The following is a 15,878-nucleotide window of genomic DNA, read 5'->3' on the forward strand; positions in this document are numbered from 1 at the left end:
CCGCAGTGCGGTGGACCGGCCCTTCGTGGTGATCAGCGGATCACCGTGCGGATCAGGCGTCCTGCTCGGTGGCGGAGCCCTCAGCGGACCCGTTGTCCTCGCCGGACTCGGTCTCCTCGACCACGGGAGCCAGGGAGAGCTTGCCGCGGTCGTCCACCTTGGTGATCTCCACCTGGATCTTCTGGCCCACGCCGACGACGTCCTCGACGTCCTCCACGCGCTTGCCGTCATTGATCTTGCGCAGCTCGGAGATGTGCAGCAGACCGTCCTTGCCCGGCGTCAGGGAGACGAAGGCGCCGAAGGTGGTCAGCTTCACCACGGTGCCGAGGTAGCGCTCGCCGACCTCGGGGACCTGCGGGTTGGCGATGGCGTTGATCGCCGAGCGGGCGGCCTCGGCGGCGGTGCCCTCGGTGGCGCCGATCAGCACGGTGCCGTCGTCCTCGATGGAGATGTCCGCGCCGGTGTCCTCCTGGATCTGGTTGATCATCTTGCCCTTGGGGCCGATGACCTCGCCGATCTTGTCCACGGGGATCTTCACCGAGATGATCCGCGGGGCGAACGGGCTCATCTCGTCCGGTCCGTCGATGGCGGCGTTGATGACGCCCAGGATGTGCAGGCGGGCCTCACGGGCCTGGGTCAGCGCGGCGGCCAGCACGGAGGCCGGGATGCCGTCCAGCTTGGTGTCCAGCTGGATGGCGGTGACGAACTCGGAGGTGCCGGCGACCTTGAAGTCCATGTCGCCGAAGGCATCCTCGGCGCCCAGGATGTCGGTCAGGGCCGCGTACCGGGTCTGACCGTCCACGGTGTCCGAGACCAGGCCCATGGCGATGCCCGCCACCGGGGCGCGCAACGGCACACCGGCGTTGAACAGCGAGAGGGTCGAGGCGCAGACCGAGCCCATGGAGGTCGAGCCGTTGGAGCCCAGGGCCTCCGAGACCTGACGGATGGCGTAGGGGAACTCCTCGCGCGAGGGCAGCACCGGCACGATGGCGCGCTCGGCGAGGGCGCCGTGGCCGATCTCGCGGCGCTTGGGCGAGCCCACGCGGCCGGTCTCGCCGGTGGAGTACGGCGGGAAGTTGTAGTGGTGCAGGTACCGCTTGGAGGTCTCCGGTGCCAGCGAGTCGATCTGCTGCTCCATCTTGAGCATGTTCAGGGTGGTGACACCCATGATCTGGGTCTCGCCACGCTCGAAGATGGCCGAACCGTGCACGCGCGGCAGGACCTCGACCTCGGCGGTCAGCTTGCGGATGTCCGTCAGACCACGGCCGTCGATGCGGACCTGCTCGGTGAGGATGCGCTGGCGCACGACCTTCTTGGTCACGGCGCCGTAGGCCTTGGCGACCTCGCCGCGACGGTCCTCGAACTGGGTGCCTTCGCCGGCCAGTGCTTCCAGGACCTCCTGGTGGTAGGCGTCCGAAGCGGTCTCGCGCTCCTGCTTGTCCCCGATCGAGAAGATCTCGGTCAGGCGGGCGGTGGCGTGCTGCTCGACGGCCTGGAAGACATCGTCCTCGTAGTCGTTGAAGCGGGGCACGTCCACCGGTGCCTTGGCGGTGCGCTGGGCCAGGTCTGCCTGGGCCTCGCACAGGGCCTTGATGAAGGGCTTGGCGGCCTCCAGGCCCTCGGCCACGACCTCTTCGGTGGGAGCCGAGGCGCCCTGCTCCTTGACCAGGGTCCACACGTCCGGAGTGGCCTCGGCCTCGACCATCATCACGGCGATGTCATCCCCGGCGACCCGGCCGGCGACGGCCATGTTGAACACGGCGTCCTTGAGCTGGGAGTGCTTGGGGAAGGCCACCCACTGACGGTTGCCGGCGCCGTCGTCGATCAGGGCCATGCGCACGCCGCCGATCGGGCCGGAGAACGGCAGACCGGAGAGCTGGGTGGACATGGACGCGGCGTTGATGGCCACGGTGTCGTAGATCTCGTCCGGGGCGATCGAGGTCACGGTCACCACGACCTGGACCTCGTTGCGGATGCCCTTGGCGAAGGCCGGGCGCAGCGGACGGTCGATCAGGCGGCAGGTGAGGATGGCGTCCGTGGAGGGACGACCCTCACGGCGGAAGAAGGAGCCGGGGATGCGGCCGGCGGCGTACATCCGCTCTTCCACGTCCACGGTCAGGGGGAAGAAGTCGAAGCCCTCACGCGGGGACTTGCCCACCGTGGTGGCGGACAGCATCGACGTCTCCTCGTCGATGTAGACCATGGCCGCGCCGGCGGCCTGCTGGGCCAGGCGGCCCGTCTCGAAGCGGACAGTGCGCTTGCCGTAGGAGCCGTTGTCGATGACGGCTTCGGCGAACTTGATCTCGGGACCCTCCATGGGTGGGTGTCCTTTCATCCGGCCCGCCGCAGCCACCACCCGGTCTTCGATCGAAGCCCCCGGACCTCGGGCCGGACCGACTCGAGGGTCGGCGCGGCGCGGAGTTCCGGAAGCCACTGTCGAGGACCGCGAATGGAACGGCTCCTGGCGGGCATCTGTGGTTGTTTCAGGTGATCCTGAGGTGGTCCTCAGGCGGGCAGAACCGATGCGGTCCTCCCCTGACAAGAGTAGAGGCGGCGGCCCGTCGGGGGAAAACCCGGGGACACGCCGCCTCTGCTGCGTCAGCGGCGCAGGCCGAGACGCTCGATCAGCGAGCGGTAGCGCTCGATGTCGGTGTTCTGCAGGTAGCCCAGCATGCGCCGACGACGACCGACCAGGGCCATCAGGCCGCGGCGGGTGTGGTGGTCATGCTTGTGCATCTTCAGGTGCTCGGTCAGATCGGAGATCCGACGGGAGAGCACTGCGATCTGCACCTCGGGGGAACCGGTGTCGCCCTCGTGAGTGGCGTACTCCTTGATGATGTCCTGCTTGACGGCGGGGTCCAGTGCCACGCTTAACTCCTTGCGAGTTGTACCGCGATCAGGGTGATCGGCCAGAGCCGACCGGCACCCTGCCACCGCGGACTGCAGCGGGCGCCAACCCTCCACTGTATCAGCACCGCTCCATGCGCCAGGCACTGGTGATGTAGGGCAGTTCGATCACCGCATCCTGGGCATGTCCCAGGTGCTCGTGCAGGTACCAGTCCAGATTGGCCCGCATCCGCTCGCGCACGGCCGCGGACGCCCGCAGATGGTAGGACCGGGAGGCCATCAGCTCGTGCATGCCGGAGGGCGTCATCGGCTGGGTCCACTGCCACCACTGGCCCTCGGCATCCCCGAATCCGTCACCGAACAGCGGAGGCCGCTGGGGTGGATGCACGTCTCCGGCATGCATGATCCGGGTCAGCCGGTGTACCCAGGGCACCGAGGTGTCCAACTGGTTGGCCACGATCCCCAGCACTCCCCCGTCCCGGCGCAGCAGGCGCCGCGCCTCAGCGGTCCCGGCCATCGGATCGATCCAGTGCCAGGCCTGAGCCACGGTCACCAGGTCCGCACAGCCCTCCGGCAGACCGGTCGACTCCCCCGTGCCCTCCACCACGCGCACCGCAGGCAGCGCTCGCGCCAGCACCTCGAGCATGCTCACGGAGGGGTCCACCGCCGTGACCTGCAGCCCGTGGTCCACCAGCAGCCGGGTGAACAGCCCGGTGCCGGCTCCCACGTCCACGGCGGTCCGTGCCCCGTCAGGACACAGGAAGGGCACGACGGCGGCCGGATAGGAGGGCCTGATCGCGTCGTAGCGCTGGCCGGAGGTCCGGAACGCCTCAGCGAGCCGGCGGCGGGAGTCCGCGGTGAGCCGGGGACCGCCCTGTGGCCGGGGCGGCACCGCAGGGTGCGCGGTGCTGGGAGCCGCGGGGCCGTCGTCGTGCTCTGGCCTGTCCACCGGGGCTCAGCCCCGGCTGGCCGGATCCGCCGAGACTGCGGACTCGGCATCCAGGAGGATCTGACGGGTACGCGCCACGTCATCGTCCATCTGCTCGATCAGCTTGGCGATCCCCTCGAAGGCCACCATGCCGCGCAGGCGCTGGACGAACTCCACAGCGACCTGCTGGCCGTAGAGGTCGAAGTCCTCGACCTGCTCCTGCGGACGGTCGATCACGTGGGCCTCCACCACACGGGCCACCCCCTCGAAGGTGGGGTTGGAGCCGACCGACACCGCTGCGGGCCAGCGCCGACCGGACTCGTCATGCAGCCACCCGGCGTACACGCCGTCGGCAGGGACCATGCCCTGGACCTCGTCGGAGAGGTTGGCCGTGGGGAAGCCCAGTTCACGCCCCCGGGCGAAGCCGTGGACCACCTCCCCGTGGACCTGGTGGTTCCGCCCCAGCACCTGAGCGGCCTCGGCCACGTCGCCGGCGCGCAGGGCATCGCGGATCCAGGTCGAGGAGCACCTCCGGTCCTCACCGAAGTCCTCGACGGCGATCACCTCGAAGCCGTATTCGGCGCCCAGCCGCTGCATGGTGGCGAAGTCTCCGGAGTTGTGCCGGCCGAAGCGGACGTCGTGGCCCACCACCACCACCGCCGCATGCAGAGCGTCCACGATCACCGAGCGCACGAACTCCTCCGGAGTCGCCTGGGCGAACTCCAGGGTGTAGTGGAGGACGACCAGCCCGTCGAGGCCGGTGTCGGCCAGCAGACGCGACTTCTCCCCGAAGGCCGTGATGGACTCGTGCCGCTCGAGCGGACGGTGCACCACGGCGGGGTGGGGATCGAAGGTGATGGCGACCGAGGTCAGCTCACGGGAGCGGGCGACCGCGACGACCTGGTCCAGGACGTGCCGGTGCCCGCGGTGCACACCGTCGAAGTTGCCGATGGTCACCACCGTGGGACCCAGGTCCTGCGGCACGGCGGCCAGTCCATCCCAGTAGTGCACGGAGGTCCTTCTTCGTCTCGAGGTCGCCGGCCGGTGGGGCCGGTCACTGCCACCGACCATTATCCACTCTCGCGGACACTCACTCATCCGCGGTCTGTTCAGGGACCCGTTCCTGGGTGTGCGGCCTGCTGTGCATCTCCGTGGCGAGAGCCTACTCTGGTGCCAGCCCGGCCCACCGGCCGGTTCCGACCGCCGCTGCACAGGAGGCACTCATGGCGAACCCGCAGATCAACGACCTCATCTCCCGCCTGCCGATCGATCAGATCGCCCAGCGCCTGGGGACGGACCAGCAGTCCGCTCTGGCAGCCGTCCAGGCCGCAGTGCCCTCCCTGGTGGCCGGCATGCAGTCCAACGCGAGCTCCCCTCAGGGCGCGCAGTCTCTGCTCGGGGCTCTCGGGCAGCACCAGGGCCAGTTCGGTGACGTCCCGGACCTGCAGCGCGTGGACGAGGCCGATGGTCAGAAGATCGTCCAGCATGCCCTCGGACAGAACACCGAGCCGCTGGCCCAGCAGCTCAGCGCCGCCGGGCCGGCCGGCATCGATCTGGGCGCCCTGGTGAAGAAGGTCCTGCCGATCGTGGCGCCCTTCGTGCTGGCCTGGCTGGCCGATCAGGTGATGAACCGCGGTGGCGCGGGTGCACCGGGCCAGAGCGCCCCCTCCGATCAGGGACAGGCATCCGGTGGTCTCGGCGGGCTCGTGGAGGACCTGATCAAGGGGGCCCAGCCGGGTGGAGCCGCGGGTGGCCCGGCCCAGTCGCCGGCGCCCGGCGGTTTGGGCGGGTTGGCCGGCGGCGGTCTCGGTGATCTGCTCGGGGGCATCCTGGGCGGCGGAGCGAAGGATGTCCCGCCGGTGCAGGCGCCCCAGGGCGGTCAGCTGGACCTGGGCTCCATCCTGGGCGGTCTGCTGGGTGGCCGCCGCTGAGCGGAGCGGTGCGGCCTGAGCCGGTGGTCGGCTGGTGGCCTGCGCCCGCTTCGGCCCCGTCGCCCCTCAGCGCGTGGGGGCGGGGCGGTGCGTGAGCAGCCAGGCCAGGCCGATCACCGGCAGCACGGCCGGGACGTAGCCGTAGCCTGCACCGAAGTGACCCCACACGGTCTCCTCCGCGAACAGACCCGGGTCCAGCACCGTCCACAGCCCGACGCCCAGGACGCCGACCAGTTCGATCAGCACCGCCACCAGGGACACGTGCCAGGCGGTGCGTCCAGAGCGGGCCAGGGAGAACGTCGCCACGATGTAGACGGCCGCGGCGAAGGCCGAGAGCAGGTAGGCCAGGGGCGCGCTGGAGAAGTCGGTCAGGATCTGGAACAGAGACCGGGCGAACGCCGAGAGGGCGAACACCGCGTAGACCATCACCAGGATCCGTCCCAGTCCCTGATTGCGCTTCACGGGTTCAACCAAGGAACAGCACCTGCATTCTGTGGAGCATCACGAACACCGTGGGTCCCACGGCGCCCATGACGAGGTTGGACCAGCGGGTCTTGTCCGTCACCGCCCAGAAGAAGGCGATCGGCGCGATGATCAGTGCCGTGGCCACGTACCCCCAGAACTCCCAGACGGGGCCGGACATGGTCTCGCCCCCGGCGGTGCGCACCGCCGCGCTGATCCCGTAGACCACCAGGAAGAGCTCGACGGCGACCAGCGAGAGGATCGAGGCATCGTCCGGGAAGGTGCGGATCACGGTCATGACCACGCAGATGATCAGCGAGAGGGCGCAGATGACGGTTCCGGCCCAGAACCAGCCGTCCAGGATCATCAGCGGGCTCCTTCCGGCGTGGTGTCGGCTCGAGATCCGGGCCCGGTGGAGGGGGCGAAGACGATCTGCGGACGGGCCACCGGCTCCCCAGCCCGCACACCGTCCTGGATGAGCGCGATGACGGCTCCCTCCGGTGTCTGCGCGGCCACCAGGGGGGCCTCGGCCTCGCCAGGAGCGACAGACCAGTCAGTGCGCTCTGCGGTGGGACCGATCGCGCGGCCGAAGGAGAGTTCGACGGCCTCCTCATGGCTGAGGTTGCGGACCGGGAACAGACCGGCGGCCGCAGCGGAGAGCTCCGTGGCGGTGAACCGCTCGGTCAGCTGATCCACGGTCACTGCATCGGCGATCTGGAACGGGCCCACGGCGGTGCGCCGCAGCGCCGTCAGGTGGGCTCCGGTGTCCAGGGCCTCGCCCAGATCCCGGGCCAGCGCCCGAATGTAGGTGCCGGACGAGCACTCCACGGTGACGTCCAGGTCCACGATCCGACCGTCCTCGGAGCGCCGGAAGTCGGTGAGCTCGAAGCGGTGGATCGTGACGGGACGAGAGGGCAGGACCACGTCCTCGCCGGAGCGCACGCGGTCGTAGGCTCGGCGCCCCTCCACCTTGATGGCGGAGACGGCCGAGGGCACCTGCTGGATGTGGCCGGTCAGATCGGCGATGGCGTCGAGCACGCGCTGTTCGGTCACCGCATTGGCCAGGCGCTCCACGAGGATCTCGCCGTCGGCGTCCTCCGTGGTGGTGGTCTGGCCCAGCCGGACCGTGGCCAGGTAGGTCTTGTCCGTACCGGTGATGGACGTCAGCAGACGGGTGGCCTTGTTGAACCCCACCACCAGCAGGCCGGTGGCCATGGGGTCCAGGGTTCCGGCGTGGCCGACCTTGCGGGTGCCGGCCAGCCGGCGGACCTTCCCGACGACGTCGTGGGAGGTCCAGCCGGCCGGCTTGTCCACCAGGACCAGCCCGGAGGACTCGGTGCCGGGAGCGCCAGGGGGCAGCTCCCGGCTCACCGGGGCAGGTCCTCGTCCCAGCTGTCGTCGCCTGCGCGCTCCCAGGTGGGCTCGGCATGGGCGTCGCGCTGGTCGGCGCCGGCGGGCCGCTGCCGCTCGTCGCCGTCGGACCAATGGGTGTCCGTCCCGGCCGCAGACGGAGCGGACGGGATCCCCGCGGCCTCCTCGGACGTCCGGTACGGGTCGGCCTCGCCGGCGAAGGCGGCGCCTTCGCGCAGTCGAGCGACCTCGGCGTCCCGCTCCTTGGTCTGGCGCAGGACCTCCTCCAGATGCGAGGCGGTCTCCGGAACGGTGTCCGGCACGAACTCGAGGGTCGGGACCAACCGGATGGTCAGGTTCCGACCGACCTCGTGGCGGATGGCGCCGCGGTTGGCCTCCAGGGCCTCCCGGGCGCCGTCCACCGCGGCGTCGTCACCGAACACGGTGTAGTACACAGTGGCGTGCTGGAGGTCGTTGGTGACCCGCACCTCGGTGACGGTCACGGCCTCCACCCGGTCGTCCTTGACCCGCTTGCGCAGGGCTTCGGCGACCAGCACCTTGATCCGCTGCGCGAGCCGGGCCGCGCGTGCCGGATCTGCCATGGTGCACCTTCCTTTCGTGGATGGGGTGATGTGTGCTGATGCTCCAGCGGGTCAGACCCGCGGCTTCTCCTGCATCTCGAAGGTCTCGATGACGTCGCCTTCCTTGATGTCGTTGAAGGAGCCCAGGCCGATGCCACACTCGTAGCCCTCGCGGACCTCGGTGGCGTCGTCCTTGAAGCGGCGCAGCGACTCGATCTTGAGGTTCTCGGCCACCACGTTGCCGTCCCGCACCAGACGGGCGGAGGCATTGCGGCGGATGAGACCGGTGCGCACCAGCGAACCGGCGATGCTGCCCCACTTGGAGGAGCGGAAGACCTCGCGGACCTCGGCCGAACCCAGCTGGACCTCTTCGTACTCGGGCTTGAGCATGCCCTTCAGAGCGGCCTCGATGTCGTCGATCGCGGCATAGATGACCGAGTAGAAGCGCATGTCCACGCCCTCCTTGTCGGCCAGATCTGCCACGCGCTCAGCCGGGCGGACGTTGAAGCCGATGATGATGGCGTTGTCCACGGTGGCGAGGTTGACGTCGTTCTGGGTGATGGCGCCGACACCGCGGTGGATGACGCGCAGCTGCACGTCGTCGCCGACCTCGATCTTCAGCAGCGAGTCCTCCAGTGCCTCCACGGCACCGGACACATCGCCCTTGATGATGAGGTTGAGGGTGTCGATCTTGCCCTCGGCCACAGCCTGGTCGAAGTCCTCCAGGGTGATCCGCTTGCGGCGCTTGGCCAGGGTGGCGTTGCGCTCGGCGGCCTCACGCTTCTCAGCGATCTGGCGAGCCGTGCGGTCATCCTCGGTGACCAGGAAGGTGTCGCCGGCCCGCGGGACGCTGGACAGGCCCAGGACCTGCACCGGACGAGACGGGGTCGCCTCCTCCACGGCATCACCGTTCTCATCGAACATGGCGCGCACACGGCCGTAGGCGGTGCCGGCGACCATGTTGTCACCGATCCGCAGGGTGCCGGACTGCACCAGGACGGTGGCCACGGCGCCGCGGCCCTTGTCCAGGTTGGCCTCGATGGCCACACCGCGTGCGTCCTTGTCCGGGTTCGCCGTCAGCTCCAGGGCGGCGTCCGCGGTCAGCAGGACGGCCTCCAGCAGCTGATCGATGTTCAGGTTGTTGCGGGCCGAGACGTCCACGAACATGGTGTCGCCGCCATACTCCTCGGGCACCAGACCGTACTCGGTGAGCTGTCCACGGATCTTGTCCGGGGACGCCTCGTCCTTGTCGATCTTGTTCACGGCCACCACGATCGGCACATTGGCCGCCTGGGCGTGGTTCAGCGCCTCGACGGTCTGCGGCATGACGCCGTCGTCCGCGGCGACCACCAGCACGGCGATGTCCGTCACCTTGGCACCACGGGCACGCATGGCGGTGAACGCCTCGTGACCCGGGGTGTCGATGAAGGTGAGGCGACGCTCACGGCCGTCATGCTCGAACGGCACCTGGTAGGCACCGATGTGCTGGGTGATGCCGCCGGCCTCGCCCTCGATCACGTTGGTGGAGCGGATGGCATCCAGCAGACGGGTCTTGCCGTGGTCGACGTGACCCATCACGGTCACGACGGCCGGACGCTTCTCGAGGTCCTCGCTCGACTCGTCGGCCAGCTCGGCCTCCAGGTCGATGTCGAAGGTCTCCAGCAACTCCTTGTCCTCGTCCTCCGGGGACACGATCTCGATCTTGTAGCCGAGCTCCTCGGCGAGCACCGCGAAGGTGTCCTCGTCCAGGGACTGGTTGGCGTTGGCCATCTCACCGAGCTGGAACAGCACGGTCACCAGCGCAGCCGCGTTGGCATTGATCTTCTCGGCCAGGTCGGAGAGCGAGGAGCCACGGCGCAGACGCACCACGGTGCCGTCGCCCTTGGGGACCTTGACGCCGCCGATCTCGCGTGTCTGCTGCTCCAGCTCCTGGCGCTTGGCGCGCTTGGACTTGCGCTGCTTGCCACGCGGTCCGCCGCCACGACCGAAGGCACCCTGGGTGCCGCCGCGGCCGCCGCGACCGCCACGAGGGCCGCCGCCGGCAGGCCCACCGGTCCCTGCACCGGGTCCGCCACCGGGACGGCCACGGCCGCCTCCGGGACGAGCACCGGCCGGGGCCGGCCGGGTGATGTGTCCCGGCATCATGTTCGGGCTGGGGCGGGCACCGCCGGGAGTCGGTGCTCCCGCACCGGCGGGACGAGGTGCACCAGGACGAGGGGCACCGGGACGCGGTCCTCCGGGACGCTCGTCAGGACGGCCCGAGCGCATGCCCTGCTTGGGTGCGAACGGGTTGTTGCCCGGACGGGGGCCGCCGGGGCGTGGTCCACCTGGGCGAGGTCCACCCGGACGCTCGTCCCGTGCAGACTGCTTCGAGGTGAAGGGGTTGTTCCCGGGGCGCGGGGCACCGGGGCGTGCGGTCGGCGCCTTGGGTGCGGCCGGGCCGGGCGTGGGCGCCTGGGAGGCAGGGGCCTGCGGGGCCGCCGGCTTCTCGGGCTGGGGCGCAGGGGCGGACTGCTCCGGGGCCGGAGCCGCCTCAGCGGCAGGCGTCTGCTTCTTCTCGGCAGTCGGCTGGGGGCCGGGCACCGGTGCTCCGGGCTTGGCCGGGCTGGCCGGTGCGGGCTTCTGCGCGGCAGGAGCCTCGGTCTTCGGCGCGGCAGGTGCCGCCGCAGCGGGCTTCTTCGGGGCCGGTGCCGCGGTGCTGGACTCTGCAGACTTCTTCGGGGCTGCGTCCGCATAGGCGGAGCGCAGCTTCTTGACCACCGGGGGCTCGATGGTGGATGAGGCGGAGCGAACGAATTCGCCCATCTCCTGAAGCTTGTTCAGCGCCTCTTTGGAGGTGATGCCGAGCTCCTTGGCGAGCTCATGGACGCGGACCTTGGCCACGGTTCTCCTGTTCTGGTCCGAACCGGGGCCGTGGCTGGAGCGTCTAGCTCCTGCCGACCGCGGCGGTGGACCGTTGGGTGTGTGCTCCGGTCGCCGGCAGGCCCCTGACGGGCTGCGCTGCGCGACCGATGGTCGAGCTGGGGGTGATGTTCATCGTCTGGCACTCATCGCTTGGTGCTCATCGGGTTTCCATCAGATCTCTGACCCGCTTTCGTTGTCGGTCGTCAACGCCGGTGTGTCCTGCTCCTCGGCGGTCATGGGCGGTGCACTCGTCACCGTCTGCTCGAACAGGTCGGTTAGGGAGTCGGTCTCCACGGGACCTCGGAAGGCCCGGTGGAAGGCTCGACGCCTCAACGCGACCTGCAGGCAGTCAGTGGCAGGGTGCAGCCAGGCACCACGGCCAGGGAGTCGACGGCGCAGGTCCACGGTCACGGATCGGGTCTCCGTGCTCGGGTCCAGCGCCAGACGCACCAGCAGGTTCTGATCCTCGCGGCGACGGCATCCGATGCAGGTGCGGAGGGGTGCTGACCCTTCAGTCGGAACTGAATGAGTCGGCATGGACCGTCCTGTGCAGGGGATGTGTCGTGCAGGGATCCACAGCAGTCTAGCCGCTTCCACGCCGAGTCGTCGCTTCTCGGCCCTGTGGAGGGGGCTCAACCCCTCACTGGGCAGACGCGCCGTCTCCGGTGATGTCGATGCGCCAGCCGGTCAGCTTGGCGGCCAGGCGGGCGTTCTGCCCCTCCTTGCCGATGGCCAGCGAGAGCTGATGTTCGGGCACGACCACGCGGGCCGAACGAGTGGCCTCGTCCACCACGGTGACGCTCGACACTTTGGAGGGGGACAGCGCGTGTCCGATGAAGGCGGCAGGGTCCTCAGAGTGCTCGACGATGTCGATCTTCTCGTCGTTCAGCTCGCTCATCACGGCCCGGACACGGGAGCCCATCTCGCCGATGCAGGCACCCTTGGCGTTCACGCCGGACCGCGTGGCACGCACCGCCATCTTGGTGCGATGCCCGGCCTCACGGGCCAGGGAGACGATCTCGACCGAGCCGTCGGCGATCTCCGGGACCTCCAGCTCGAACAGCTTGCGGACGAGACCGGGGTGGGAGCGGGACAGGGTGATGGAGGGGCCCTTGAGCCCGCGGTGGACATCGGTGACGTAGGCGCGCAGTCGGCGGCCGTGCCCGTAGTGCTCACCGGGGACCTGCTCCGGCGGCGGCAGCACCGCCTCCACCGATCCCAGGTTGACCTGGATCATGTACGGGTTGGTGCCCTGCTGGATGATGCCGGAGATCAGCTCGCCCTCCTTGCCCTTGAACTCGCCCAGGATCTGGTCGTCCTCGGCGTCGCGCAGGCGCTGGAGGATGATCTGACGCGCGGTCGAGGCCGCGATCCGGCCGAAGCCGTTGGGCGTGTCGTCGAACTCACCGATGGCCTGGCCGTCCTCATCGGTCTCCGTGGCCCAGATGGTCACGTGTCCACTCTTGCGGTCCAGCTCGGCGCGCGCCTGGGGCAGGGCGCCCGGAGACTTGTGGTAGGCCACCACCAGGGCCTGCTCGATGGTGGGGATGAGCTTCTCGAGAGGGATCTCGCGCTCCTTCTCCAGCATCCGCAGGGCGCTCATGTCGATGTCCAACTCAGGCCTCCGTGTCCGAAACGTCGTCAGCGGCATCCTGCGGATGCCGCCCATGCTGCGCGTCCCCGTCCTGGTGGGCGGGCGCGCCGTGGGTCAACTCTACCTGGATCGTCCCTGCCCCCAGTCGGGAGAAGGGCAGGCGCTCGGGGGCGCCCTCCTTGGCCGGCATGCCCTTCTTGGCGCCGGGGCGCACCGGAGCCAGCACCACGGAGTCCGCATCGGCCTCGACCACCCGTGCAGTGATCGGGTCCGCTCCGTCCACGGAGACACTCACCGTCCGGCCCACGTTGCGCCGCCAGTGGCGCGGATCGGTGAGCGGACGCGAGACGCCCGGGGACGAGACCTCCAGCTGGTAGGGAGACCTGCCCAGCTCCGGCAGGTCGTCGCCGGCCGCATCGAGCGCGGACGAGACCGCTGTGGCCACGGCGGAGACCGTGTCCAGGTCCAGCCCCTCGGTCCCCTCCGACCGGTCCACCACCACGTGCAGGGTCCGATGGTCGCCCTCGCCGGTCAGTCCACACTCCTCGAGCACCAGGCCCGAGCTCTCGACCGCGGGCGCGATGATCTCCTGCAGGCTGGACGGGGTGGTGGTCATCGTGGTCCTCCGAGACGGGTGGGCGATCAGGCTGATCCAGCCTAGTGGGTCAGGGCCTGACTCAGGCGGTCCACTCGACGAACAGGTCCCAGCCCAGCTTGGCGATCAGCACCGAGACCACGCAGAGGAACACGATCCGGATGAACCCGGCTCCCTGCCGGACCGCCATCCGGGCTCCCAGGTACCCGCCGACCATGTTGGACAGGCCCAGGATGAGCCCCAGCCCCACGAGGATGTGTCCGGAGGGCAGGAAGAAGGCGATGGCTCCCAGGTTCGTGGCCAGGTTGACGATCTTGGCCTTGGCCGAGGCCTGCAGGAAGTCGTAGCCGAGCATGGCCACCAGGCTGATCACCAGGAACGTGCCCGTGCCCGGTCCCAGCACACCGTCATAGAAGCCGATGATCAGACCGATCGCCAGGGCCGTGAGCAGGTGCCGCTGACCGGTGAAGCGCAGGGCCGCCGCACGGCCGAGCTGGGGCCGCGCGGCAGTGAACACAGCCACCCCGATCAGTGCCAGCACGATCACGGGCTTGATCACGGCGGCGGGCAGCAGCGTGGCCACGATCGCCCCGCCGAAGCTGCCGCAGAGAGCCACCACCGCCATGGGGATGGCCGTCCTCAGATCCGGACCGACCCGCCGGTAGTACGTGATGGTGCTGGTGGCCGTGCCGAAGACGGATCCCATCTTGTTGGTGGCCAGCGCCTGCACCGGGGTGATGCCGGGCACCATGAGCAGCACCGGCAGCTGCAGCAGTCCCCCGCCGCCGACCACGGCATCCACCCAGCCGGCCGCCAGGCCCGCCAGCACGACCATGACGATGGTCGCGACGGCGATGTCCTCGAGGCCGGTCACCTCAGCCGCGCACCACGGTGAGCAGGTGGTCCACGGCCTCGTTCAGGGCGATCTCTTCGGCCTGGCCGGTGGCCCGGTCCTTGACCTCGATCTTCCCCTCCGCAAGCCCTCGACCGACCACCACGATGGTGGGTGCGCCGATCAGCTCCGCATCGGAGAACTTCACTCCGGCCGAGACCTTGGGACGGTCGTCCAGGAGCACGCTCAGGCCGCGGGCCTCGAGGTCCTCAGCCAGCTGGGCGGCTGCGGCCAGGATCTCCTCGCCCTTGCCGGTGGCGACCAGGTGGAGGTCCACCGGTGCCAGGGCCCGCGGCCAGACCAGGCCACGGTCGTCGTGGTAGGCCTCAGCCACGGCGGCCACCGCACGCGTGACGCCGATGCCATAGGAGCCCATGGTCACCACGACCTGCTTGCCGTTCTCGTCCAGCACCTTCAGGTCCAGCGCTTGAGCGTACTTGCGGCCCAACTGGAAGATGTGGCCCATCTCGATGCCGCGGCGGGCATGCAGCGGACCGGAACCGTCCGGTGCGGGGTCGCCCTCGCGCACCACGGTGGCCTCGACCACGCCGTCCCAGCTGAAGTCGCGTCCGGCCACCAGTCCGAAGACGTGACGCTGGGGCTCGTTCGCCCCGGTGATCCAGGCCGTGCCGGGGGCGATGCGGGGGTCCACGAAGAAGGGGAGCCCGGTGGCCGACTCCGTGCCGAGCACCGGCTGGCCGTCCAGCTCTCCGGGGCCGATGTAGCCCTTGACCAGGCCCGGGTGACGCTTCAGGTCCGCCTCGGTGGCCTGCTCCACCGTCGGCTCGCCGACCACGCCCAGTGCCTCTCCGATCGAGGCCTCCAGGCGCTTGAGGTCCACGTCCCGGTCGCCCGGCACGGCCACCACGAACTGCTGCCGCTCGTCGCCGTCGAGCACCGCGGTGAGCACCACGCACTTGAGCGTGTCGGCGGCCGTCCACTCCCCCTCGGTCCGTGGGGCCAGCGAGTTCGCCACCTCCACCAGAGTGGCGATCGTGGTGGAGTCCGGGGTGTCCTTGACCTCGGCTGCCGGCAGAGCGGCCATGGCCGCCTCGTCCAGGGCGGCCGGGGGCACCGTGGTGACGGCCTCCACATTGGCGCGGAAGCCGCCGTCGGACTCCACGAAGGTGTCCTCACCGATCGGTGAGGGGTGCAGGAACTCCTCGGACTTCGACCCGCCCATGGCACCGGCCTGGGCCTGCACCGGCACGACCTCCAGGCTGAGCCGCTCGAAGATGCGCAGATAGGCCTCTCGGTGGTCGGCATAGGCCTGGTCCAGTCCGGCGTCGTCGACCGAGAAGGAGTAGGAGTCCTTCATCACGAACTCGCGCCCGCGCAGCAGGCCGGCCCGGGGCCGTGCCTCGTCCCGGTACTTGGTCTGGATCTGGTAGAGCGTGGTGGGCAGGTCCTTGTAGGAGGTGTAGTGCTCCTTGACCAGCAGGGTGAACATCTCCTCGTGGGTGGGGGCCAGCAGGTAGTCGGCCTCCTTGCGGTCCTGAAGGGTGAAGAGGGTGTCTCCGTACTCCTCCCAGCGGCCGGTGGCCTCGTAGGGCTCACGCGGCAGCAGTGCCGGGAAGTAGACCTCCTGGCCGCCGATCCGGGCCATCTCCTCACGCACGATCTGCTCGACCTTGGTCTTCACCCGCAGGCCCAGCGGCAGCCAGGTGTAGATGCCCGGCGCGGCCCGGCGGATGTATCCGGCGCGCAGCAGGAGCCGGTGGCTGGCGACTTCGGCCTCGGCGGGGTCGTCTCGCAGGGTGCGGAGGAAGAGGGTGGACATGCGCAGGGGCACGG

At 69.8% G+C, this 15,878-nt stretch carries 15 protein-coding genes; 1 reads left to right on the forward strand and 14 read right to left on the reverse strand.

All coding sequences use genetic code 11. The features are described from left to right. Positions 1–52 precede the first annotated feature (52 nt). From BM355_RS04155 to BM355_RS04170, 4 genes are all read right to left on the reverse strand, one after another. Complete coding sequence (locus BM355_RS04155; RefSeq protein WP_091695032.1) at positions 53–2,317, reverse strand: polyribonucleotide nucleotidyltransferase; 2,265 nt, start codon at positions 2,315–2,317, stop codon at positions 53–55. 281 nt (positions 2,318–2,598) lie between these two features. Then, entirely contained in the window at positions 2,599–2,868 is a 270-nt protein-coding gene (gene rpsO, locus BM355_RS04160; RefSeq protein ID WP_091695035.1) for a 30S ribosomal protein S15, read from the reverse strand. A 100-nt stretch (positions 2,869–2,968) separates the two neighbouring features. After that, positions 2,969–3,796, reverse strand: a complete 828-nt coding sequence (locus BM355_RS04165) for a class I SAM-dependent methyltransferase (protein WP_245760582.1) — start codon at positions 3,794–3,796, stop codon at positions 2,969–2,971. 6 nt (positions 3,797–3,802) lie between these two features. After that, complete coding sequence (locus BM355_RS04170; RefSeq protein WP_091695041.1) at positions 3,803–4,786, reverse strand: bifunctional riboflavin kinase/FAD synthetase; 984 nt, start codon at positions 4,784–4,786, stop codon at positions 3,803–3,805. A gap of 212 nt (positions 4,787–4,998) precedes the next feature. Between BM355_RS04170 and BM355_RS04175 the strand changes: the two genes are divergently transcribed. Then, on the forward strand, positions 4,999–5,706 hold the full coding sequence (locus BM355_RS04175) for a DUF937 domain-containing protein (protein ID WP_091695045.1): 708 nt from the start codon (positions 4,999–5,001) through the stop codon (positions 5,704–5,706). Positions 5,707–5,772: 66 nt separating this feature from the next. Here BM355_RS04175 and BM355_RS04180 read toward each other — a convergent pair whose 3' ends face one another. The 10 genes from BM355_RS04180 to BM355_RS04225 form a co-directional block, all read right to left on the reverse strand. Next, positions 5,773–6,132 (reverse strand): hypothetical protein, encoded by a 360-nt coding sequence (locus BM355_RS04180; protein ID WP_091695409.1) that lies wholly within the window; start codon positions 6,130–6,132, stop codon positions 5,773–5,775. Between the two features lie 40 nt (positions 6,133–6,172). Beyond that, on the reverse strand, positions 6,173–6,535 hold the full coding sequence (locus tag BM355_RS04185; protein ID WP_091695049.1) for a hypothetical protein: 363 nt from the start codon (positions 6,533–6,535) through the stop codon (positions 6,173–6,175). Beyond that, positions 6,535–7,539, reverse strand: a complete 1,005-nt coding sequence (gene truB, locus BM355_RS04190; RefSeq protein ID WP_091695054.1) for a tRNA pseudouridine(55) synthase TruB — start codon at positions 7,537–7,539, stop codon at positions 6,535–6,537. Before truB ends, BM355_RS04185 begins: the two co-directional genes overlap by 1 nt. Further along, positions 7,536–8,120 (reverse strand): 30S ribosome-binding factor RbfA, encoded by a 585-nt coding sequence (gene rbfA / locus BM355_RS04195; RefSeq protein WP_091695057.1) that lies wholly within the window; start codon positions 8,118–8,120, stop codon positions 7,536–7,538. Before rbfA ends, truB begins: the two co-directional genes overlap by 4 nt. Positions 8,121–8,171: 51 nt before the next feature. Beyond that, the gene (infB, locus tag BM355_RS04200; RefSeq protein WP_091695061.1) at positions 8,172–10,982 is read right to left on the reverse strand and encodes a translation initiation factor IF-2; all 2,811 of its coding nucleotides are present in this window, start codon (positions 10,980–10,982) and stop codon (positions 8,172–8,174) included. 192 nt (positions 10,983–11,174) lie between these two features. After that, positions 11,175–11,540: a YlxR family protein gene (locus BM355_RS04205; RefSeq protein WP_091695065.1), complete on the reverse strand. Its 366-nt coding sequence runs from the start codon at positions 11,538–11,540 to the stop codon at positions 11,175–11,177. A 103-nt stretch (positions 11,541–11,643) separates the two neighbouring features. Continuing rightward, positions 11,644–12,618: a transcription termination factor NusA gene (nusA, locus tag BM355_RS04210; RefSeq protein WP_091695068.1), complete on the reverse strand. Its 975-nt coding sequence runs from the start codon at positions 12,616–12,618 to the stop codon at positions 11,644–11,646. Between the two features lies 1 nt (position 12,619). Next, complete coding sequence (locus BM355_RS04215) at positions 12,620–13,213, reverse strand: ribosome maturation factor RimP (protein WP_091695071.1); 594 nt, start codon at positions 13,211–13,213, stop codon at positions 12,620–12,622. 61 nt (positions 13,214–13,274) lie between these two features. Then, positions 13,275–14,027 carry a sulfite exporter TauE/SafE family protein gene (locus BM355_RS04220; protein ID WP_091695413.1) on the reverse strand — a complete coding sequence of 251 codons (753 nt, stop codon included), beginning with the start codon at positions 14,025–14,027 and terminating at the stop codon, positions 13,275–13,277. A 40-nt stretch (positions 14,028–14,067) separates the two neighbouring features. After that, positions 14,068–15,876, reverse strand: coding sequence for a proline--tRNA ligase (locus BM355_RS04225; protein ID WP_091695074.1), 1,809 nt, complete (start codon positions 15,874–15,876; stop codon positions 14,068–14,070). Between the last annotated feature and the right edge of the window lie 2 nt (positions 15,877–15,878).

This window comes from Micrococcus terreus, assembly GCF_900116905.1.
Lineage (GTDB): Bacteria > Actinomycetota > Actinomycetes > Actinomycetales > Micrococcaceae > Citricoccus > Citricoccus terreus.